Below are 20,322 nucleotides of genomic sequence, written 5' to 3'. Positions count from 1 at the left end.
CCGTGCGACTCCTCGTCACCGGTGGCCGCACCGGCTATCTCGGGCGCCACGTCGTCGCGACTGCTGCGCGCGAGCACGACGTCATCGGCGTCGGCTCGCACGACGCCGACCTGCGCGATCGCGACGCCGTCGAGGCGCTCGTCGGCCACCACCGCCCCGACGCGATCATCCACACGGCCTACGTCCAGTCGGACTGGGACGTCACCGCCACCGGCGCCGCGCACGTCGCCACCGCGGCTGCCCGCCACGGAGCACGACTGGTCCTCGTCTCCAGCGACGTCGTCTTCTCCGGTGCCGACGGGCTCTACGACGAGTCCGCCCCGCCCGACCCGATCACGGCGTACGGCGCCGCGAAGGCCGCCGCCGAGACCGTGGCGCTCGCCGTGTGCCCCGACGTGGTGGTCGCTCGCACGTCGCTGATCCTCGGCGACGGGACCTCGCAGCACGAACGACTCGTGCACGCGCTCGCGTCGGGCGCCGACGGGGCGCTCTTCGATGACGAGCAGCGCTGCCCCGTCCATGTCGGCGACCTGGCGGCCGCCCTCGTCGAGCTCGCCGGCAACCACCTCCAAGGAGTGCTGCACATCGGGGGCGCCCAGGCGATGAGCCGGTTCGAGCTGGGTCGCCTGATCGCGCGCCGTGACCGGCTCGACCCCGCCTCGCTGCGAGCCACGAGCCGGGCCGCCGCGGGTGTCGCGGGGCCCATCGACGTACGCCTCGACTCGAGCCGGGCCGCCCGGGTGCTGAGCACGCGGCTGCGTGGGGCGGGGGAGTTCCTGTGACGCTGCATCTCGTCCGTCACGGCCGGCCGCTCGTCGACCCGCTGCGGCCCGCCGCCGAGTGGGAGCTCGACCCATCCGGCTTCGACGACGTCTGGGCGCTGCGGGAGCGGCTGCCGAGCCGGGCGGCGTGGTTCTGCTCGCCCGAGCCCAAGGCGCAGGAGACGGCCCAGCTGCTGACCGACAGCGACGTCGGGATCATCGAGGACCTGCGCGAGCACGAGCGCGCCGCGGGGTGGTTCGAGGACTTCGGCGATCGCGTGCGAGCAGCCTTCGAACAGCCCGATCAGCCCGCCGCGCCGGGCTGGGAGCCGTTGGCCGCTCTCGGTGCGCGGGTGCTCCCCGCCGTACGCCGCATCCTCGACACCCACGGCGACGACGACGTCGTCCTGGTCGGACACGGCACGGCCTGGACGCTGGCCGTGGCCGCACTGACCGACAACCCGCCCGACCTGGTGAGGTGGAGGTCACTCGGCATGCCCGACCTGATCACGGTGCCGACCCGCCTACGATGAAGCCATGAGCGCGCCCGACACGACCACCGAGACCGACCACCCGGTCGACGAGACGCGCAACTGGTGGCACCGCAGTCACCCGACGTTCGCGGCCCTCACCGGCTTCTTCTCCGGGATGCTCTTCGTCACCGCGCTGCCGGGCGGGTTCGTGGCGATCCTGCGGATGGTGCTGCCGGACGAGACGGCCGAGAAGCTGTTTCCCTTCCTGCTGGTCGGGCTGGTGCTGCCCATCGCGCTGCTCGCCAAGCGCAAGACCCGCCGCTTCGGGATCTTCATGGTGATCGGGATGCTCATCACCGCGGCCGTCGTGCTGGGTGTGGCGTCGCTGGTCCTCTACTTCATGGTCCGGGCCGACGCGCGCTGAGTCGCCGTTTGCACCACCGGGGTGGGAGGATCGCGGAGCGATGTCCCACGAACCCATCAAGACCCTGCCCCTCGTCTTCGACGAACCGCGCGGCCGCAAGAAGCCCCCGCGCCACCTCGCCGACCTCGATGAAGCCGGCCGCAAGGACCTGCTGACCGAGATGGGGCTGCCGGGGTTCCGCGCCAAGCAGCTGTCGACGCACTACTTCGGTCGACTCGTCCACGACCCCGACGAGATGACCGACCTGCCGGGTGCCCAGCGCGCTGAGCTGGTCAACGCGCTGCTGCCCGACCTGATGAACCCCATCCGGCAGCAGGAGGCCGACCGCGGCAAGACGGTCAAGACGCTGTGGAAGCTCTTCGACGGATCGCTCGTCGAGTCGGTGCTGATGCGTTACAAGGACCGCGCCACGATCTGCATCTCCAGCCAGGCCGGCTGCGGCATGGCCTGTCCGTTCTGCGCCACCGGCGCGGGCGGCCTGCAGCGCAACATGTCGACCGCCGAGATCGTGCACCAGGTCGTCGTGGGTGCCCGTGCGATGGCGAACGGTGACGTCGCCGGTGGACCTGGACGCCTGTCCAACGTGGTCTTCATGGGCATGGGCGAGCCGCTCGCCAACTACAAGGCGACCCTCAACGCCGTACGCCGCCTGACCGAGCCTGCGCCTGCCGGCCTCGGCCTGAGCGCCCGCCATGTCACGGTCTCGACCGTGGGCCTGGTGCCGCGGATCAAGCAGCTCGCCGACGAGGGCATCCCGGTCACCTTGGCGTTGTCCTTGCACGCGCCTGACGACGAGCTCCGCAACGAGCTGGTCCCGATCAACACGAAGTGGTCCGTCGAGGAGACCGTGGCTGCGGCCTACGAGTACTTCGAGAAGACCGGCCGCCGAGTCTCCATCGAGTACGCCATGATGCGCGACATCAACGACCAGGCGTGGCGTGCTGACCGGCTGGCCGAGGTGCTCTCCGACAACGGTCGCGGCCGGGCCTGGGTGCACGTGAACCCGATCCCGCTCAACGACATCCCCGGGTCCCAGTTCACCCGGTCTCGTGAGGAGGACATGGACGAGTTCGTCCGCCGACTCAACGCCGCCGGCGTCGTCACGACCATGCGCGATACCCGCGGCAGTGACATCGACGCCGCCTGCGGACAGCTCGCCGCGGCGGAGTAGCGCTCGCCGCATCCGTCAACCGGTGTTCACGTGTCGTCTGCACGGGCCACCACCGCTGTTGTGACCGCGCCGCCATGGTGGCGCCATGGCCACGTTGCGTCGACCTGATCGACAGTCAGCCGTCTCCAACACGACCTTCTCCCGGTCCAACCTGGTCCCGCTGCAGTCGCGGCGAACCGACCCCGACCGCCTGCGCGTGCTGGTCGTGACCGAGTCGTTCCTGCCGCAGGTCAACGGCGTCACCAACTCCGTACGCCGGGTGCTGGAGCACCTTGCCAGCGAGGGACATGTCGCGGAGGTCTTCGCGCCGACCGGCCCATCGACGTACGCCGGATATCCAGTGACGATCGCCCGCGGTGCGAGCCTCCCGTTCTACAAGGACTTCCGCATCGGCCTGGAGACGCGCCGCCGGCTGCGCTCGGTGATGCTGCGCTTCCAGCCCGATGTCGTCCACATCGCCTCGCCCGCGACGCTCGGCTACCAGGCCGCGAAGGCCGCCCGCGAGCTCGGCATCCCCACCGTGGCGATCTACCAGACCGACCTGGTCGGCTTCGCCGAGCGCTACGGCATCGCCGGTGGCATCGCTGCGATGTCCAGGTTGACGCGGATGATCCACCTCGCCGTCGACCGCACGCTCGCCCCGTCGACCGCGTCGGTGCGCCAGCTGGAGGAGATGGAGATCCCCGGCCTGGTCCGATGGCCGCGAGGCGTCGACCTCGAGATGTTCGACCCCGGCTACCGCGACGCACACCTGCACGCGCAGCTCGCACCGAACGGGGAGTCCCTCGTGGGGTACGTCGGTCGGCTCGCGCCGGAGAAGGAGCTCGAGCTGCTCGCGCATGTCGACAAGCTGGCAGGGGTCCGGCTCGTGATCGTCGGTGGCGGACCGGAGGAGGCCCGGCTGCGCGCGTTGCTGCCCGGCGCCTCCTTCCTCGGGGTCCTCCACGGCGAGGAGCTGAGCCGGGCCTATGCCACCCTCGACGTCTTCGTGCACACGGGCCGGCACGAGACCTACTGCCAGGCCGCCCAGGAGGCGCTGGCCAGTGGGGTCCCGGTCGTCGCGCCGCGGGCGGGTGGCCCGATCGACGTCGTCGACGAGGGTGCCGGGTTCCTCTACCAGCCCGGCAACGGCACCGAGCTCGCGTCGTACGTCGCCCGGCTGGTCGACGACCCGCACCTGCGCGAGCAGGTCGCCGCCACCGCGCACCGCAGCGTGCAGGGGCGTTCGTGGCAGTCCGTCAACGACCGGCTCGTCGAGCACTACCGAGAGGTCTGCGGCAGCCGGACGCCTCGCGCCTCGCGCCGCGCCGGCTGACGGGCTCCCCGCCGGAACGCCAACGCCTAGGCTCCGAGACATGGCGATCATCCACCGGGCAACGATCTCTCCGACCAAGCTGGAGCTCCTCGAGGAGTGGCTGGGCAGCGACCTGGCCGGTGACGGGGAGCTGCGCCAGGTCGGCAGCTACCGCTTCGACGACCCCGAGGGCGAGGTCGGGATCGAGGCGCTGCTGGTGACCCGCGGAGGCGCCGTACGCCAAACCGTCCTGACCTACCGCGCAGCACCCCTCGACGGCGCCGAGGGCCACCTCGTCACCACGATGGAGCACTCGGTGCTCGGCCGGCGGTGGATCTACGACGGCGCGGGCGACCCGGTCGCCCTGGCGGCATACCGACGCGCGCTGGCTGGTCAGCAGGAGCAGGCTCCGCTCGAGATCTGGGACGGCGACACCCTCGTCGACACCCGGGAGCCCACGGTGGAGCTGGTCCTCACGAACCCGGCGCTGTCACCGGACGGACTGGCCGTGCACCTGGCGACTGACATCGGGTCGGCCCACCCTGCCGGACCCGTTCTGGTTGCTCGTTGGGACGGTGGCGACGGCGTCGTCGCCTGGGCCTGACAGCGGAGGTTGAGGAGGTCGCGCAGCGACCGTCACGAAACCCCGGTCGGGACGAGCCTGGTGCCGAAGATCAGCGCCTCGCCGCCCAGCTTGAACGCACTGCGCTCCAAGGTGAGTCCGATCTTCTGAGCCACACCCTGGGACGCGACGTTCTCCGGCCGGATGATCGCGATCAGGTGATCGGCGGTCCGCGCTTGTCCAGCGGCCGCGAGGACTGAGGCGGCCGCCTCCGCGGCGTACCCCAGCCGTCGATGGTCGGGGTGCACGTGCCAGCCGAGCTCCACGAAGTCCTCGCCCTCGACCTCCTGGATCGTGAGACCACAGTCGCCGACGAACCGCCCGTCGTGCGTCTCGATCACCCACAGGCCGAATCCGTGCTGGCGGTAGTTGTCCGTGGTCCACGCGATCCAGCGCTCGGCATCGGCTCGCGTGGCTGACAACGTCTCGGTCACCTCGTCGAGATCAGCCTCGGTCATCTCGCGGAAGCGCAGGCGGCGCGTGGGTTCGGGCAGCACGCGGCGACGCTAGCCCGACTCCTCGGTGCTTGACGATCCGGAGTGGCCACTTCTTGCGGACGTCGCGGCTTTCGCACGGCGTGTCGGATTCGCCGTAGGGCGTGTCGCCGGTGTTCTGGCGGACAGCTGGCCCGACCCGTCAGCCGGGCTGGTCGACGCGGAGGTTTTCCGCCAGCAGGGTCGCCAAGGTGCGCCCGTCGAGGTCGCCGTCCCCTGTGGGCACCACCGGAGCAGGCTGCTGCGGATAGCCCTCCCAGGACAACGACACCAGGCCGGGCTCGAGGTAGAACCAGATGTCCAGGCACGGGATCTGCGAGGCGGGCATGCCATTGGCTGCCTCGATGTCCGAGTCAGGATGCCGTGCGAGGAACGACGCAGGCACCGCTTCCCACAGGAGCGCGGTGGGCGGGTCGGTGATGCCTTGGAACGACCAGCCCGAGCCGTCGGCATCGAAGACCGGCTGCAGCTGCGCGACCACGGCCTCGGCCCATCCTCGATCGAGTGTCATGAGGTCAGCACCGCGACAGCTTCGTCGACCGTGTCGACGAGGTGCACGTGTCCCTCCATCGCGCGACCGGCGGCCAGGGACTTCAGCAGCGGCCACGCGGGCACGACCTCGGTCCAGTGCGAGACGCCCACCAGCACCATCGGCGCAAGCGTCGACTCGTCGGCGTAGTAGTTCTCGCAGGCGTCCTGGAAGATCTCCTGCACGGTGCCGCCGGCGCCGGGCAGGAAGACGATGCCCGCGTCGCACACCTCGAGCAGGATGGCCTCGCGGGTGGCGTTGCGGACGTACTTCGCGATCACGGTCGCGAACGGGTTGGGCGGCTCGTGCCCGTAGTGCCAGGTCGGGATGCCGAGCGAGTCGACGCCGGGGGAGTGGGCGTCGATGACCGCGAAGGCTGCGGCTGCCCAGGCGCCGACGTCAGGCGTGAAGGAGGGTACGGCGCCGAGCGCCTCGAGCGCCGAGTCGAGCGCGTCCGCAGGGGCAGCCGAGAGGAACGCCCCGAGGTTGGCCGCCTCCATCGCCCCCGGTCCGCCGCCGGTCGCGACCGTCAGCCGGGAGCCGAGGGCGCGACCCAGGCGGGCGGCGTCGGCGTAGCCGGCAGATCCGCGCTGGAGCGCGTGCCCGCCCATGACGCCCACGATCGACCGTCCGTCGACCCAGGCGTCGAGGGCGATGTCGATCGAGTGGTCGTGCAGCGCCTCGGCGAGCGCGTCGTCCTGGTCGGGCATCCCGCGCGACCACGCATAGGCGCGGGCGTCGAGGGAGTCGGTGTAGGCCGGGGTGTCGTAGAGCTCGCGGGGCGAGTAGAGCGCGCTGCGGAAGGTGTCGAGCGGCGCGTGCGGCACCCGCGGCAGGACGACGGCGCCGCGGCGGCGTACGGACTCCTCGTCCGCGGGGGCGAACGCGCAGCCCTGGAACAGCGACTGCGCGACCGTCACCGAGGCCAGTGCGTCGCCGCGACCGGTCAGGTCGAGACCCGTCACCCGCCAGCCCGCCAGCGACCGCACGCCCTCGGCGAGACGGTGGTCGAAATCGGCCAGGGTGGTGACGTCGACCAGTCGGCCTCGCGAGTGCTGCACGAGACGACCCTAGAACGCGTGCGCCATCAGCTCCCCGAAGAGCTCCTGCTCGTCCACCTCGAGCCCCCTGGCGCGGAACCAGGTGCACATGTTGGCGCAGTCGCGCAGCAGGAAGTCCATGCCCTGCGGGTTGCCGACGAGGTCCACGATCTGCGGGAGGTCGATGATGAGGAGCCGATCGCCTGCGGCGAGCGTGTTGTACGGCGACAGGTCGCCGTGCACCACGCCGGACTGCACCATCGTGGCCAGCGAGTCGCGCAGCTGCTCGAAGTAGGACGCGAGCAGGTCGGGCGCCGGCCGGGTCTGCGCCAGCCGGGGAGCCGTCTCACCGTCGTGCGTGACCCACTCCATCAGGATCTCGGTGCCCTCGATCTGCACCGGGTAGGGCACCGGCAGGCCGAGCTCGTGGAAGCGCTTGAGCGCGTCCCACTCCGAGATCGCCCACTCGCCGGCGGCGACCAGGCGGCCCCAGGTCGACTTGCGCTTGAGGGCGCGCTCGTCGCGTGAGCGCTTCATCGAGCGCCCCTCGGTGTAGCTGGCCGCGCGGTGGAAGGTGCGGTGGTCGGTGTCGCGATAGCGCTTGGCCGCCATCACGACGCCGCCGTCGGGGTCGAGCGGGTCGGCACGCTCGACGAGGAAGACGTCAGCCTCCTTGCCGGTCTTGAGGATGCCGAGGTCGGTGTCGATGGCGCCCTGGGAGGTCACCACCCAGTCGGGGCGCGGCTCGGGGCCGCGCATGAGTGGCTCGACGTCGAGCCAGGTCGACCAGCGCTGGTTGGGCGCGAGATCCTCGTCGTAGGTGCGGAAGTCGAAGACGAAGGCGGGATCGAGCTCGTCAGCCGAGCCCGGAGTGAGGTGTGACACGGGTGCTCCAGGAATGAGAGGGACGGTCTGTGGACAGGCCGAGGACAACGACGGACATGTCACGACTCCTCTCATCCGGGGCATCGGTGAGGCTGCGCGGGGTGCGCGGCACACGTGCTCGCGACCATGGTGGCGAGGCCCGGCTCGGCTCGCCACCCATTTATCGCCGCGGGTAGGTTGCGGGCGTGATGTTGCGAAGAGTGGCTGTCCTGGCCGTGTCCCTCCCGCTCCTCGTCGGAGGGGGAGCCGCGGTCGCCGTCGAGGACGCCGCGGCCCCGGCGCCGGGCGCCAGCGGCATCGGCGATCCCTACTGGCCGCTCGACGGCAACGGCGGCATCGACGTGGCGGCGTACCGCATCAAGAACGCCTACGACATCCGAGCCCAGGCGCTGAGGGGGACCACCAGGATCACGCTGACGGCGACTTCCGACCTGAGCAGCTTCAACCTCGACTTCTTGTTGAAGGCCTCGTTGGCCAAGGTCGACCGCGTCGCCGCGAAGGTCGCCCAGTCGGGCCACGAGCTGACGATCACGCCCGCGACCGCGCTGCGCGCCGGCACCCGTCACACCGTCGTCGTGAAGTACGCCGGGCGGCCCGGCACCCAGCGCTACGCCGGCGAGGAGAACTGGCTGGCCGACGAGCACGAGGCCGTCGCCATGAACCAGCCGCACATGGCGACCTGGTGGTTCCCCGCGAACGACCACCCGATCGACAAGGCCCTCTTCGACATCAGCACCACCGTCCCGGCCGGCCGCGAGGTGATCGCCAACGGCAAGCTCGTCAGCAAGAAGCAGAGCAGGCGCGGCACGACGTGGCGCTGGCGCGCGGACGAACCGATGGCCTCCTACCTCGCGTTCTTCGCCGCGGGTGACTTCTCGATCAAGAAGGGCACCAGCAACGGGCTGCCGTGGGTCAACGCGGTCTCCCAGCAGCTCTCGCCGGCGGCGCAGAAGTCGTCGCACCAGCTGCTCGGGCGCACGCCGGGCATCGTCAAGGCGCTGTCCGCGGACCTCGGCCCCTACCCGTTCTCGGTGACCGGTGGCCTGACGACCGGGCTCCCGGTCTTCTTCGCGCTCGAGAACCAGACCCGCCCGACCTATCCGTCCGTGGGCGCCCACAACGTCAGCCTGGTCGTGCACGAGGTCGCGCACCAGTGGTTCGGCGACGACGTCGCGATCGCCCGCTGGCGCGACATCTGGCTCAACGAGGGCGCCGCCACGTTCATGGAGTGGCGCTATGCCGAGCAGCACGGTGGCCAGCCGGCCGCCGATGCGCTGCTCAACCGCTATGCCTCGATCGGCGCGTCGGACAGCTTCTGGCGACTCTCGATCGCCGACCCCGGTGCCGCGCACATCTTCGACGAGCCGGTCTACGACCGCGGCGGGATGACGCTGCAGGCGCTGCGCAACCGGATCGGAGAGGAGAAGTTCTGGCTGCTCCTGCGCACCTGGCTCGACACCAGGTCCGGCGGCAACGCCACCTCGGAGGAGTTCGAGGCCCTCGCCGCGAAGGTGAGCGGACAGGACCTGACCTCGTTCTTCACCGCCTGGCTGCGGACCGGTGCCAAGCCGGCCGCGACGGCCGACAACGGGCTCGCATGAGCACCGGCACCGGCATCGACTGGTTCCGCAAGCCGGTCGAGGGTGACGCGGGCACCCTCAACGCCTGCTTCCACGCCCTCGACCGCCACGTCATCCGCGGCCTGGCCGAGTCCGTCGCCGCCACCCTCGACGGCCGCGACTGGACCTTCGCCGACCTGCTCGCGGAGGTCGGCGCCTTCTCTGGCGCACTGCGCGCCTTCGGCGTCGGGCTCGGCGACACCGTCCTCGTCGCCCCCCTGCCGCCCCTGCACGAGGTCGTCGCGAGCCTCGCGGTCGCGCGCCTCGGCGCCGTCCGTGCGTACGCCGCCGCGTCGGCCGACGCCGTCGCGTCGGTCCTCGAGGAGGCGCGCCCGCGCGTCGCCGTACTCCCCACCGTGCTGGACGTCGACCTCGGCGAGGTGCCGCTGATCACCGTCGACGACTCCAGCGAGCTGCCGTGGGCCACCGTCATGCGGGCCGGCCGGACCGACCCGGCGCCGTGTGCGGAGGTGCCCGCCCCGGGCGTGCTGGCGGTCCTCGACGGGGAGCCGATCAGCATCGTGAGCGCCCTCGAGGGCGGCTCGCGGGTGCCCACCGGCGCGACGCCGATCGACGTCGGGGGACTGACCCTGTGGGTGCAGGCATGAGGCGCGACGTCGTCGTCCTCGGCTCCACCGGCTCGATCGGCACCCAGGCCCTGGACCTCGTCCGCGCCAACCCCGACCGCTTCCGCGTGGTCGGGCTGACGGCGGGCGGCTCCAACGAGGAGCTCTTCGAGCGCCAGGTCGCCGAGTTCGCGCCGGCCTTCAGCGGGTTGGGCGAGGACGCCTCGACCGAGGCCGCGGGCATGGCCTGCGACGTCGTGCTCAACGGCATCACCGGCGCCGTCGGTCTCCGCCCGACCCTCGCCGCGCTCGATGCCGGCAACACGCTGGCGCTGGCCAACAAGGAGTCGCTCATCATGGGCGGGCCGCTGGTCACCGCCCGCGCCCGGCCGGGCCAGATCGTGCCCGTGGACTCCGAGCACTCCGCGGTCGCACAGTGCCTGCGCGGCGGGACGCCCGAGGAGGTACGCCGCCTGGTGCTGACCGCCAGCGGGGGACCGTTCCGCGGGCGCTCTCGCGAGGAGCTGGCCGAGGTCACCGTGGAGCAGGCGCTCCAGCACCCGACGTGGTCGATGGGGCCGGTCATCACCATCAACTCCGCGACCTTGGTCAACAAGGGGCTCGAGGTGATCGAGGCCCACCTGCTCTTCGACCTGCCCTTCGACCGGATCGAGGTCGTGGTGCACCCGACGAGCGTGGTGCACTCCATGGTGGAGTTCACCGACGGCTCGACCCTGCTGCAGGCGAGCCCGCCGACCATGATGATCCCGATCGCCCTGGGCCTGGCCTGGCCCGACCGGGTGCCCGACGCGGCACCGGGCGTCGACTGGACGAAGCCGGAGACGTGGGAGTTCTTCCCGCTCGATGACGACGCCTTCCCGGCCGTGTCGCTGGCCCGCCGGGCGGGGGAGCGGGGCGCCACGGCGCCGGCGGTCTACAACGCCGCCAACGAGGTGTGTGTCGAGGCGTTCATGACCGGTCGGCTGCGCTTCATCGACATCGTGCCCACGGTTTCCCACGTGCTCGCGACCCACGACGTACCCTTGGAAGAGCACCTGACGATCGAGGACATCCTCGCGGCCGACACCTGGGCACGCGAGGAGGCCCGCCTCGCGATCGACGCAGCCACCAACGGAGAGACCTTGTGACCGCGCTCTACTACACGCTGGGCGTGCTCATCTTCGCCGTCACGATCATGGCGTCAATCGGCCTGCACGAGTTCGGCCACCTGATCCCGGCCAAGAAGTTCGGCGGCAAGGTCACCCAGTGGTTCGTCGGCTTCGGCCCGACGATCTGGAGCAAGCAGGTCGGCGAGACCGAGTACGGCGTCAAGGCGATCCCGCTCGGCGGCTACGTCAAGATCGTCGGCATGCTGCCGCCCGGCAAGGGCGACGGGACGGGCGACCCCGACGACGAGCTGCGGGTCCGCAAGTCCAACACCGGCATGTTCACCCAGCTGATCAGCGACGCGCGCGCGGCCGAGTGGGAGCACATCGGCCCCGAGGACCGCGACCGGCTGTTCTACAAGCGTCCGTGGTGGCAGAAGGTGATCGTGATGGCGGGTGGCCCCATGGTCAACGTCGCCATCGCGTTCTTCCTGTTCTGGGGTGTCTTCGCCACCGTCGGCCAGGTCGTCGACGCCAAGGTCGAGCCCGTCGTGGCCGAGGTGGTGCCGTGCATCGTGCCCGCCGACGAGGACGGGCGTGTCTGCAGCGCCGACGAGCTGGAGAACAACCCGACCCCCGCGGCGGCGGCCGGCCTCGAGCCGGGCGACCGCTTCGTCTCCTTCAACGGCGAGCCCGTCACCGACTGGGCCACGATGCAGAAGGCGATCCGCGCCAACGACGACGGCAAGGCCACCATCGTGGTCGAGCGCGACGGCGAGCAGCTGACCCTGGAGACGGCCACCTCGGTGCAGCCGCGACCGCTCGACAGCGAGTCCGAGGAGCTGACCCCGGTCGGCTTCCTGGGCGTGCTGCCCGTCCTGACCCCGGTCTACGAGACCGGCGGCCCGATCTACACCGCCCAGGAGATGGGCACGATGACCGTCGAGGTCGTCAAGGCCCTCGGACAGCTGCCGGTCAAGGTCTACGGCGTCGGCAAGGCCATCGTCGGCCTCGAGGAGCGCGACCCCAACGGTCCCGTGAGCGTCGTCGGCGGCGGACGCCTCGCCGGCGAGGTGGCGTCCCACGACACCTTCCCGGTCAAGGACAAGGTCGTCTCGCTGGTGATGCTGATCGCCGGCTTCAACCTGTTCGTCGGCCTGTTCAACTTCATCCCGCTGCTGCCGCTCGACGGCGGCCACATCGCCGGCGCGCTCTACGAGGGCCTGCGCCGCGGCTGGGCCCGGCTGCGGGGCCGGCCGGACCCGGGCTACGTCGACGTCGCCAAGCTGTTGCCGATCGCCTACGTCATGGGACTGGCCATGTTGCTGATGGGCGTCGTGCTGATCATCGGCGACATCGTCGTACCCCTGCACCTCACGTCCTGACCGGGCACAAAGCTCCACACCACCTCGCCGAGCGGGCACAAAGTGCCCGGCCGGGACCGCCGAGCGGTCGCAAAGTTCCGCACTTCGTGACCGGTCGGGAGCCTTCGGCGGCACTTCGTGACCGGTCGGGCCGCCGTGGGTGTGCCGCCGCTGCGGCGAATGAACCGCCGCCTCCTAGACTCATCCCATGACGTCTGTCGGCTCCGCCATTGGACTGGGCATGCCCGCCCTTCCTCCCCCCGTGCTCTCCCCGCGACGCAAGACCCGCCAGATCAAGGTGGGTTCAGTGGGCGTCGGCAGCGACAGCCCGATCTCGGTGCAGTCGATGACCACCACCTTGACCTCCGACGTCAACGCGACGCTGCAGCAGATCGCCGAGCTCACCGCGACCGGCTGCGACATCGTGCGCGTGGCCTGCCCGAGCCAGGACGACGCCGACGCGCTGGCCGAGATCGCCCAGCACTCGCAGATCCCGGTGATCGCCGACATCCACTTCCAGCCGAAGTACGTCTTCGCGGCCATCGACGCCGGTTGCGCCGCGGTCCGCGTCAACCCCGGCAACATCCGCAAGTTCGACGACCAGGTCAAGGAGATCGCGCGGGCGGCCAACGACCGGGGCACCAGCATCCGGATCGGCGTCAACGCCGGCTCGCTCGACAAGCGGATCATGGACAAGTACGGCAAGGCGACGCCCGAGGCGCTCGTCGAGTCGGCCGTGTGGGAGGCGTCGCTGTTCGAGGAGCACGACTTCCACGACTTCAAGATCTCGGTCAAGCACAACGACCCCGTCGTGATGGTGCGGGCCTACGAGCTGCTCGCCGAGGCCGGTGACTGGCCGCTGCACCTCGGTGTCACCGAGGCCGGACCCGCGTTCCAGGGCACGATCAAGTCCAGTGTCGCCTTCGGCCACCTGCTCAGCCAGGGCATCGGCGACACGATCCGGGTCTCGCTGTCCGCGCCGCCGGTCGAGGAGGTCAAGGTCGGCCTCCAGATCCTGGAGTCGCTCAACCTCAAGCCGCGCCGCCTCGAGATCGTCTCCTGCCCGTCCTGCGGTCGCGCCCAGGTCGATGTCTACAAGCTCGCCGAAGAGGTGACCGCCGGCCTCGACGGGCTCGAGGTGCCGCTGCGCGTCGCCGTCATGGGCTGCGTCGTCAACGGACCGGGCGAGGCCCGCGAGGCCGACCTCGGTGTCGCCTCCGGCAACGGCAAGGGCCAGATCTTCGTCAAGGGCGAGATCATCAAGACCGTGCCGGAGTCGAAGATCGTGGAGACGCTGATCGAGGAGGCGCTGCGCCTCGCCGAGGGCATGGAGCCCGTCGAGGGTGCGGCCGCGTCCGTCAACGTCAGCTGACCTCCCCTGCTGACCAACCGGGCTAGGCTCCCATCGTGCTGACGACCCGCGACGACGTGCGGCTGCTGGGGCCTGACGACCGTGAGGCGTTCCTGTCCCTCACCGCCCAGGACCCGGTCGTCAACGTCTTTGCCGCCTACCGCGCGCGTGTCACCAACCTCGATCCCCGTTGGCTCGGGGGCGAGGTCTGGGGCCGGTTCGAGGGCGACCAGCTCGTGGCCGGCTGCCACATGGGCGCCAACCTGGTCCCGGTCCAGTGCACGCCCGAGGACGTCGGGCTGTTCGCCGACCGGGCCCTGGAGCGGGTGCGCTCGACGGCCACCATCGTCGGCCCGCACGACGTCGTCGAGGCCTTCTGGGGCGTCGTCAGCGACCGCTGGAGCCCGCCGCGTGAGGCGCGGTGGCGCCAGCCGCACCTGCAGATCGCCGACGACCCGATGGTCGCCCCTGACCCGGAGGTCCGGGTGACCACGGCCGGCGACCTGGAGGCGCTCTATCCAGCGTGCGTGGCCATGTACACCGAGGAGGTCGGTGTCTCGCCGGAGTCCGCCGGCGGCAAGGACCTCTACCAGGCGCGCGTGCGCCAGCTGATCTCGCGCGGCTGGTCGTTCGCGCGCTTCGACGAGCGTGGACGCGTCATCTTCAAGGCGGAGGTGGCGTGCGCGTCGCCGTACGCCGCCCAGGTCCAGGGCGTCTACGTCCACCCGGACCGACGGGGGGAGGGGCTCTCTGAGATCGGGATGGCGGCGGTCGTGGCGCTGGTCCGCGAGCAGGTCGCGCCCACGGTCTCGCTCTACGTCAACGAGTGGAACACCGCCGCTCGCTCGGCCTATGCGCGCGTGGGGTTCACCGAGACGGCGAGACTCTCGACGCTGATGTTCTGAGCCCGACTACTCTTCGCGCCATGACGACTCGCGCGACGCCCCCGCTCACCAAGGACATCCAGGGGCTGGCGGGGATCTTCGCGGTCTCCGGAGTGATCCACCTGGTCAAGCCGGAGGTCTACGAGCCGCTGATGCCGAAGATCGTGCCGGCGCACCGCGAGGTGATCGTGGCCAGCGGCGTGCTCGAGCTCGTCTGCGCCGCAGGCCTGCTGCACCCACGCACGCGCGTGGTGGCCGGCTGGGCGAGCGCGGCACTGCTGCTCGCCGTCTATCCGGCGAACCTCAAGATGGCCAGCGACCTGAGGTCGAGCCGCAAGACCGGCCTCAGAACTGCGGCGTTTGCCAGGCTCCCGCTGCAGGTGCCGATGATCCGAAGCGCCGTGAGGGCAGCGCGCGGCTGAACCCGGGACGCGGCTGCTGTACGGCGACGGGGTCGGTCGCGTTCTCGCAGTCGCCCTCGCTGCAGCGGACCGTCGAGGAGCGGGTGTCGCCGTTGACCTCGAGCAGGAGGTCGGTGGCGTCCTCGAAGCCGATCCGGCCGAACCAGTTCGTCGAGTACTCCCCGAGCAGGCTGCCGTCGACCTCGCGCTCCCAGACCTCGCTGGGGCCGATGCCGTCGGAGAGGATGTGCACGGTGGCGATCCGCTCGCCGTCGGGGGAGAAGTCCTCCACGCGCTCGGTGCAGGACTTCCAGAGGCGGACCGTCGGGTCGCTCAGGCGGCTGACGACGGTGCAGCCGTCGCGGTAGGGGTCCTTGGTGTAGCTGGCGAGCAGGTTGTTGCCGATGTCGACCTGGCCGGCGGGCCGCCTGGTGACCGCGGTGACGGCGCCGTTCCCGGTGTCCCACCACCTGACCCCCTTGCTGCTGCCGCCCCAGGTCGTCAGGAGCACGCGCGTGCCGGCCATGCCGAGCACGCTGGGGTAGTTCGCGAAGTCCTTCTCGACCTTGAGCTTGCCGCTGCGGGCGGAGAAGACCCGGACCGGCACCGCACGGCGGTTGCCGCGCCCGGTGAGCGCGAAGAAGCGGCCGTTGTGCGACACCTTCGCCTCGAAGAACGGGACACCGCGCTTGATCACCGTGACGGTGTTGTCGAGCTTGACCCGCACGATGCGCAGGGAGCCGCCGTCGGAGTCACTCGTCCCGACGAGGTGGCCCCTGCCCGCCTTGCCGATGAGGTAGGCACGTTCACCACCGACGTCGACCCGGCGATCGCCGACGACGAGGTCGCCGTCCTCGATGTGCGCGACGGCGATGTCGGACCCACGGGAGAGGTCCTCCGGTTGCAGCTCGACGGGTGCGGACGCCGTGGCAGGCACCAGCAGCGCCGTACTGCACAGCGCTGCCGTGGTGGCGGCCAGGGCGAAGGTGCGGAGAGTGGTCATGGAGGGTCTCCCGAGAGGTGACGACGATCGTGTGGTCCTTCCACTGTCTCAGACGCTCGTGAGGCCGTCTCGTTGCTGTGGCCGGGCTCTCGCGCCAAACCGGCTCGCTGCCTGCGGCGACCCGCACCTATCCTGTGCGCATGATCTTGCGGATGTCGTCCTTGTTTGTCCGAACCCTGCGTGACGACCCCAACGACGCGGAGGTCCCGAGCCACCGCCTGCTGGTGCGGGCGGGCTACATCCGCCGCAACGCACCGGGCATCTACACCTGGCTGCCGCTGGGGCTGCGCGTGCTGCGCAAGGTCGAGCAGATCGTCCGCGACGAGATGGACTCGATGGGCGCCCAGGAGCTGCTGTTCCCCGCGATCCTGCCCAAGGAGCCCTACGAGGCGACCAACCGCTGGACGGAGTACGGCGACGGGATCTTCCGGATCAAGGACCGCAAGGGTGCCGACTACCTCCTCGGGCCCACGCACGAGGAGATGTTCACCCTCGTCGTCAAGGACCTCTACAGCTCCTACAAGGACCTGCCGCTCTCGATCTACCAGATCCAGAACAAGTACCGCGACGAGGCGCGTCCCCGCGCCGGCATCCTGCGCGGGCGCGAGTTCGTGATGAAGGACTCCTACTCCTTCGACATCGACGACGCCGGTCTCGACGCGTCCTATGCCGCGCACCGCGAGGCCTACATCCGGATCTTCGACAAGCTCGGCTTCGAGTACGTCATCGTCAAGGCGACCTCGGGCGCCATGGGCGGCTCGAAGTCGGAGGAGTTCCTCGCCAAGGCCGCCGTGGGTGAGGACACCTACGTCAGCTGCAGCCACTGCGACTACGCCGCCAACGTCGAGGCCGTCGCCGTCCGCGCCCCCGAGCCGGTGTCTTACGCCGATGCGCCCGCCGCGCACGTCGAGGACACGCCCGCCACGCCCACGATCGAGACGCTGGTCGACCACCTCAACGCGGCCTACCCGCGCCCCGACCGTCCCTGGACGGCCGGGGACACCTTGAAGAACGTGCTCGTGGTGCTCAAGCACCCCGACGGCACCAGCGAGCCCGTCGCCATCGGCGTCCCCGGTGACCGCGAGGTCGACCAGAAGCGCCTCGAGGGCCAGCTGGAGCCGATCGAGGTCGAGGCCATGGACGAGACCGAGCTCGCCAAGCACCCCGCGCTGGTCAAGGGCTACATCGGCCCGGAGGTCCTCGGCACGGAGTCCAAGTCCGGCATCCGCTACCTCGTCGACCCCCGCGTCGTCGAGGGCACCCGCTGGGTCACCGGCGCCAACCTGCCCGACTCGCACGTGCTCGACCTGGTCGTCGGCCGCGACTTCACGCCCGACGGCACCATCGAGGCAGCCGACGTCCGTGACGGCGACGAGTGCCCCAACTGCACCGAGGGCACGCTCGAGGCTGCCCGCGGCATCGAGATGGGCCACATCTTCCAGCTCGGTCGCAAGTACGCCGACGCGCTGGACCTCAAGGTCCTCGACGAGAACGGCAAGCTCGTCACGGTCACGATGGGCTCCTACGGCATCGGCCCCTCGCGGGCCGTGGCCGCGATCGCCGAGGGCACCCTCGACGAGATCGGGCTCGCATGGCCGCGCAACGTCGCGCCCGTCGACGTACACATCGTCGCCGCAGGCAAGGACGAGGCGATCTTCGCCGCTGCATCGCAGCTGGCCGAGGACCTGTCCGCCAAGGGCATCGACGTGCTCTACGACGACCGCGCCGGCAAGGTCTCGCCCGGGGTGAAGTTCAAGGACGCCGAGCTGATGGGCATGCCCACGATCGTCACCGTGGGCCGCGGCCTGGCCGACGGCACGGTCGAGGTCCGCGACCGGGCCACCGGCGAGCGCGCGGAGGTCGCCGTCGCCGACGCCGCCGCGCACATCGCGGAGCTCGTGCGTGCCTGATCTCCAGGCAGTCATCTTCGACTGGGGCGGCACCCTGACCCGCTGGCACGACGTGGACTTCCATGCGGAGTCGCTGGCGCTCGCGCAGGCCGTGGTCAACGCCGACCACGATCCCGAGGAGATCACGGCGCGGCTGCACGCCGCCGGTGACGTGGTGTGGGGACGCAGCCGCGACCACCAGCAGTCGTCGACGATCGCCGACCTGTTCACCGAGGCCGGGCTCGAGCACGAGCCCGACCTGCTGGCGGCCTACTACGAGTTCTGGGAGCCGCACACCGCCACCGACCCGGAGTGCCGCGACATGTTCACCGAGCTGCGGGCGATGGGGCTGAAGATCGGGGTGCTGTCCAACACGATCTGGCCGCGGGCGTGGCACGTGAAGTTCTTCCAGCGCGACGGCGTCTACGACCTGATCGACGGCGACGTCTACACCTCCGAGATCGAGTGGACCAAGCCGTCGCCGGAGGCGTTCGGCGCAGCCATGGCCGCGGTCGGCGTCAGCGATCCGGGCGCGTGCGTCTACGTGGGGGACCGGCTCTTCGACGACATCTGGGGCGCCCACAACGCCGGTCTCAAGGCCATCCACATCCCGCTGAGCACGATCCCGGCCAACCAGGTCGGCCACACGGAGGGCAGCCCCGACGCGGTGGTGCACTCGCTGGCGGAGATCCCCGCAGCCGTCGCCGGGCTGGCCTGACCGACCATCTTGCAGGTTTTCGCAGTGCAAAAACCTGCATCGAGAACCGCTAGGGCGATCGTGTCATCGTGTTGCACACTTATGCATGTGGCTCCCACCCCATACGGGAGATCACTCGGGTGATGCTGACAAGCCCCGCGAAGCGGTCCGCATCCTTGCCAGTTGGGGAAGATCTCGGGACTTCCCCACGTGGCGAGGCTGCGGGCCACTTCTCATTTTTCCGCCCCGCCGCGCAGCCCGGGCGTGTTCGGGGGACCCCCTCGAAAGGACGATCTCCTGATGTCACGCGTAAGCATTCTCTGCCGCCTGAGCGCCACCGCGCTCGTGTCGGCCGGCCTGGTCGCGACCGGCGCCCTCACCTCGGCGTCGCAGGCCCAGGTCCCACGTGAGGACCAGCAGTGCTTCTCCCCGGCCACGGTGGTCGACCCACACGAAGAGCACGGCAGCTCGGCCGCGCGCGGCGGCTTCGGCCCCGACCACCGCGAGATCTCGGCGCAGGAACAGCGGGCCATCGAGGTGCGCACCCAGAAGAAGCTGGAGGCGCAGGGCCAGTCGCCGGCCGACGCCAGCGCGTCCTTCGTCGGAGCTGACGTCCCCGTGTACGTCCACGTCATGCGTTCCAAGACCGGCGCCGGCGACGTCACCGACACCCAGATCGCCGACCAGATCGCCGTCCTCAACGCGACCTTCGGGGGACAGGAGTCCTCCACCGCCGCGGTCACCGGGCTGACCTTCACGCTCGCCGGGGTCGACCGCTTCAACAACGACCAGTGGCACAAGGACCGCCAGTCGACGACCTACCGTGCCGCCACGCGCCAGGGCGGCGCCAACGCGCTCAACATCTGGCTGGTGGACTTCAGCTACCTCGGCATCGCCACGTTCCCCTGGGACTACGCCCGCAACCCCAGCATCGACGGCATCCGGGTGAACTACACCTCCCTGCCCGGCGGCTCAGCCACCAACTACGACCTCGGCGAGACCGCCACCCACGAGGCCGGCCACTGGTTGGGGCTCTACCACACGTTCCAGGGCGGGTGCACGAGCACCAACGACGAGGTGAGCGACACCCCGGCCCAGAGCAGCGCCTCGAGCGGCTGTCCCGAGGGCCGCGACTCGTGCTCGCTGCCGGGAACGGACCCGATCCACAACTACATGGACTACAGCTACGACTCCTGCTACACCGAGTTCAGCCTCGGACAGAGTGACCGGATGGCGCAGATGTGGGCCGCCTACCGCGCCTGACGCGGTTCAGCCAGCGAGTTCGGGGGCCCCGGGGAACGTCTCGGGGCTCCCGTTCAGCATGATCCGGGCCTGCGCCGCCTCGCTGAGCGCCGAGATCGCCCAGGCGCGGTCGGTGCCGGCGGTGTTGGCCACCAGCGCTGCGTAGACGCCCGCACACCGTTCCTCGGTCCGCAGTGCTTGACGGCGTACGGCGCCGGGGGCCCCCAGCTGTGAGGGGATCTCGTAGGTCGCGGCGGCAGCCGCCGGCGTGGCACCGCGATCGGCGAGGAGGAGCCGGAGCTGGTCGCGACGCGCGCGGTGGGTGCGGTAGAGCGTCGTGATGGTCGAGAACAGGTCGGGCTCGGCGGACTGCGAGGTGTGGGCCCCGGCGTCGCCGTACACGAAGATCGCGGCGTGCTCGGCGGCGAGCGTCGCCTGCAGGGCCTCGATGGTGCTCATGCGGGGTCCCCGCGGCGTTGTTCGGGGGAGCGAAGCGGAGTAGAAGAA

22 protein-coding genes are annotated in these 20,322 nt (G+C 70.5%); 16 read left to right on the top strand and 6 right to left on the bottom strand.

What is annotated here, in order from left to right; all coding sequences use genetic code 11:
- Positions 1-2 precede the first annotated feature (2 nt).
- From CF8_RS13600 to CF8_RS13575, 6 genes are all read left to right on the top strand, one after another.
- A complete protein-coding gene (locus CF8_RS13600) occupies positions 3-782 on the top strand; it encodes an SDR family oxidoreductase (RefSeq protein WP_010833687.1) in 780 nt (259 codons plus the stop codon).
- Positions 779-1,294, top strand: coding sequence for a histidine phosphatase family protein (locus tag CF8_RS21070; RefSeq protein ID WP_010833686.1), 516 nt, complete (start codon positions 779-781; stop codon positions 1,292-1,294). Before CF8_RS13600 ends, CF8_RS21070 begins: the two co-directional genes overlap by 4 nt.
- Positions 1,295-1,298: 4 nt before the next feature.
- Positions 1,299-1,658, top strand: a complete 360-nt coding sequence (locus CF8_RS13590; protein WP_010833685.1) for a hypothetical protein — start codon at positions 1,299-1,301, stop codon at positions 1,656-1,658.
- Between the two features lie 40 nt (positions 1,659-1,698).
- The gene (gene rlmN / locus CF8_RS13585; RefSeq protein ID WP_010833684.1) at positions 1,699-2,829 is read left to right on the top strand and encodes a 23S rRNA (adenine(2503)-C(2))-methyltransferase RlmN; all 1,131 of its coding nucleotides are present in this window, start codon (positions 1,699-1,701) and stop codon (positions 2,827-2,829) included.
- Positions 2,830-2,914: 85 nt separating this feature from the next.
- The gene (locus CF8_RS13580; protein ID WP_010833683.1) at positions 2,915-4,144 is read left to right on the top strand and encodes a glycosyltransferase family 4 protein; all 1,230 of its coding nucleotides are present in this window, start codon (positions 2,915-2,917) and stop codon (positions 4,142-4,144) included.
- Positions 4,145-4,184: 40 nt separating this feature from the next.
- Complete coding sequence (locus CF8_RS13575) at positions 4,185-4,727, top strand: maltokinase N-terminal cap-like domain-containing protein (RefSeq protein ID WP_010833682.1); 543 nt, start codon at positions 4,185-4,187, stop codon at positions 4,725-4,727.
- A 32-nt stretch (positions 4,728-4,759) separates the two neighbouring features.
- Here CF8_RS13575 and CF8_RS13570 read toward each other — a convergent pair whose 3' ends face one another.
- The 4 genes from CF8_RS13570 to CF8_RS13555 form a co-directional block, all read right to left on the bottom strand.
- Positions 4,760-5,242 carry a GNAT family N-acetyltransferase gene (locus CF8_RS13570; protein WP_010833681.1) on the bottom strand — a complete coding sequence of 161 codons (483 nt, stop codon included), beginning with the start codon at positions 5,240-5,242 and terminating at the stop codon, positions 4,760-4,762.
- Positions 5,243-5,381: 139 nt separating this feature from the next.
- Positions 5,382-5,750, bottom strand: a complete 369-nt coding sequence (locus tag CF8_RS13565) for a hypothetical protein (protein WP_010833680.1) — start codon at positions 5,748-5,750, stop codon at positions 5,382-5,384.
- Positions 5,747-6,829 (bottom strand): LOG family protein, encoded by a 1,083-nt coding sequence (locus tag CF8_RS13560; RefSeq protein WP_010833679.1) that lies wholly within the window; start codon positions 6,827-6,829, stop codon positions 5,747-5,749. The genes CF8_RS13565 and CF8_RS13560 overlap by 4 nt, the downstream gene beginning before the upstream one ends.
- 9 nt (positions 6,830-6,838) lie before the next feature.
- Positions 6,839-7,693: a serine protein kinase RIO gene (locus tag CF8_RS13555; protein WP_010833678.1), complete on the bottom strand. Its 855-nt coding sequence runs from the start codon at positions 7,691-7,693 to the stop codon at positions 6,839-6,841.
- A 188-nt stretch (positions 7,694-7,881) separates the two neighbouring features.
- Here CF8_RS13555 and CF8_RS13550 point away from each other — a divergent pair, with 188 nt between their 5' ends.
- From CF8_RS13550 to CF8_RS13520, 7 genes are all read left to right on the top strand, one after another.
- A complete protein-coding gene (locus tag CF8_RS13550) occupies positions 7,882-9,294 on the top strand; it encodes a M1 family metallopeptidase (protein ID WP_084622879.1) in 1,413 nt (470 codons plus the stop codon).
- Entirely contained in the window at positions 9,291-9,920 is a 630-nt protein-coding gene (locus CF8_RS13545; protein WP_010833676.1) for an AMP-binding protein, read from the top strand. Before CF8_RS13550 ends, CF8_RS13545 begins: the two co-directional genes overlap by 4 nt.
- Positions 9,917-11,026, top strand: coding sequence for a 1-deoxy-D-xylulose-5-phosphate reductoisomerase (locus tag CF8_RS13540; RefSeq protein WP_010833675.1), 1,110 nt, complete (start codon positions 9,917-9,919; stop codon positions 11,024-11,026). The genes CF8_RS13545 and CF8_RS13540 overlap by 4 nt, the downstream gene beginning before the upstream one ends.
- A complete protein-coding gene (locus CF8_RS13535; protein WP_010833674.1) occupies positions 11,023-12,369 on the top strand; it encodes a M50 family metallopeptidase in 1,347 nt (448 codons plus the stop codon). The genes CF8_RS13540 and CF8_RS13535 overlap by 4 nt, the downstream gene beginning before the upstream one ends.
- A gap of 187 nt (positions 12,370-12,556) precedes the next feature.
- Positions 12,557-13,720, top strand: coding sequence for a flavodoxin-dependent (E)-4-hydroxy-3-methylbut-2-enyl-diphosphate synthase (gene ispG, locus CF8_RS13530; RefSeq protein ID WP_036491037.1), 1,164 nt, complete (start codon positions 12,557-12,559; stop codon positions 13,718-13,720).
- A gap of 35 nt (positions 13,721-13,755) precedes the next feature.
- The gene (locus CF8_RS13525; RefSeq protein WP_010833672.1) at positions 13,756-14,604 is read left to right on the top strand and encodes a GNAT family N-acetyltransferase; all 849 of its coding nucleotides are present in this window, start codon (positions 13,756-13,758) and stop codon (positions 14,602-14,604) included.
- 20 nt (positions 14,605-14,624) lie between these two features.
- Positions 14,625-15,005 carry a DoxX family protein gene (locus CF8_RS13520; protein ID WP_036491034.1) on the top strand — a complete coding sequence of 127 codons (381 nt, stop codon included), beginning with the start codon at positions 14,625-14,627 and terminating at the stop codon, positions 15,003-15,005.
- Here the strand turns inward: CF8_RS13520 and CF8_RS13515 are convergent.
- Positions 14,929-15,987, bottom strand: coding sequence for a hypothetical protein (locus tag CF8_RS13515; RefSeq protein ID WP_010833671.1), 1,059 nt, complete (start codon positions 15,985-15,987; stop codon positions 14,929-14,931). The two genes, CF8_RS13520 and CF8_RS13515, sit on opposite strands and share 77 nt — an antisense overlap.
- Positions 15,988-16,127: 140 nt before the next feature.
- Between CF8_RS13515 and CF8_RS13510 the strand changes: the two genes are divergently transcribed.
- The 3 genes from CF8_RS13510 to CF8_RS13500 all read left to right on the top strand — a co-directional run bounded on the left by CF8_RS13510 (position 16,128) and on the right by CF8_RS13500 (position 19,836).
- Entirely contained in the window at positions 16,128-17,897 is a 1,770-nt protein-coding gene (locus CF8_RS13510) for a proline--tRNA ligase (RefSeq protein WP_010833670.1), read from the top strand.
- The gene (locus CF8_RS13505; protein ID WP_010833669.1) at positions 17,890-18,594 is read left to right on the top strand and encodes an HAD family hydrolase; all 705 of its coding nucleotides are present in this window, start codon (positions 17,890-17,892) and stop codon (positions 18,592-18,594) included. Before CF8_RS13510 ends, CF8_RS13505 begins: the two co-directional genes overlap by 8 nt.
- Positions 18,595-18,873: 279 nt before the next feature.
- Positions 18,874-19,836 carry a zinc metalloprotease gene (locus tag CF8_RS13500; RefSeq protein ID WP_036491031.1) on the top strand — a complete coding sequence of 321 codons (963 nt, stop codon included), beginning with the start codon at positions 18,874-18,876 and terminating at the stop codon, positions 19,834-19,836.
- A gap of 6 nt (positions 19,837-19,842) precedes the next feature.
- Here CF8_RS13500 and CF8_RS13495 read toward each other — a convergent pair whose 3' ends face one another.
- A complete protein-coding gene (locus tag CF8_RS13495; RefSeq protein ID WP_010833667.1) occupies positions 19,843-20,274 on the bottom strand; it encodes a ferritin-like domain-containing protein in 432 nt (143 codons plus the stop codon).
- Positions 20,275-20,322: the final 48 nt, after the last annotated feature.

Origin of the sequence: Nocardioides sp. CF8, from assembly GCF_000389985.1 — a bacterium.
Taxonomy (GTDB): domain Bacteria; phylum Actinomycetota; class Actinomycetes; order Propionibacteriales; family Nocardioidaceae; genus Nocardioides; species Nocardioides allogilvus.
This window is presented reverse-complemented; position numbering and strand designations above follow the sequence as displayed.

Excerpts from the sequence above, each read along its gene's own strand:
- CF8_RS13510 (WP_010833670.1), top strand. The coding sequence starts at position 16,128 with ATGATCTTGCGGATGTCGTCCTTGTTTGTCCGAACCCTGCGTGACGAC.
- CF8_RS13545 (WP_010833676.1), top strand. The coding sequence starts at position 9,291 with ATGAGCACCGGCACCGGCATCGACTGGTTCCGCAAGCCGGTCGAGGGT.
- CF8_RS13495 (WP_010833667.1), bottom strand. The coding sequence starts at position 20,274 with ATGAGCACCATCGAGGCCCTGCAGGCGACGCTCGCCGCCGAGCACGCC.
- CF8_RS13515 (WP_010833671.1), bottom strand. The coding sequence starts at position 15,987 with ATGACCACTCTCCGCACCTTCGCCCTGGCCGCCACCACGGCAGCGCTG.
- ispG (WP_036491037.1), top strand. The coding sequence starts at position 12,557 with ATGACGTCTGTCGGCTCCGCCATTGGACTGGGCATGCCCGCCCTTCCT.
- CF8_RS13590 (WP_010833685.1), top strand. The coding sequence starts at position 1,299 with ATGAGCGCGCCCGACACGACCACCGAGACCGACCACCCGGTCGACGAG.
- CF8_RS13550 (WP_084622879.1), top strand. The coding sequence starts at position 7,882 with ATGTTGCGAAGAGTGGCTGTCCTGGCCGTGTCCCTCCCGCTCCTCGTC.
- CF8_RS13575 (WP_010833682.1), top strand. The coding sequence starts at position 4,185 with ATGGCGATCATCCACCGGGCAACGATCTCTCCGACCAAGCTGGAGCTC.
- CF8_RS13520 (WP_036491034.1), top strand. The coding sequence starts at position 14,625 with ATGACGACTCGCGCGACGCCCCCGCTCACCAAGGACATCCAGGGGCTG.
- CF8_RS13580 (WP_010833683.1), top strand. The coding sequence starts at position 2,915 with ATGGCCACGTTGCGTCGACCTGATCGACAGTCAGCCGTCTCCAACACG.
- CF8_RS13565 (WP_010833680.1), bottom strand. The coding sequence starts at position 5,750 with ATGACACTCGATCGAGGATGGGCCGAGGCCGTGGTCGCGCAGCTGCAG.
- CF8_RS13540 (WP_010833675.1), top strand. The coding sequence starts at position 9,917 with ATGAGGCGCGACGTCGTCGTCCTCGGCTCCACCGGCTCGATCGGCACC.
- rlmN (WP_010833684.1), top strand. The coding sequence starts at position 1,699 with ATGTCCCACGAACCCATCAAGACCCTGCCCCTCGTCTTCGACGAACCG.
- CF8_RS13500 (WP_036491031.1), top strand. The coding sequence starts at position 18,874 with ATGTCACGCGTAAGCATTCTCTGCCGCCTGAGCGCCACCGCGCTCGTG.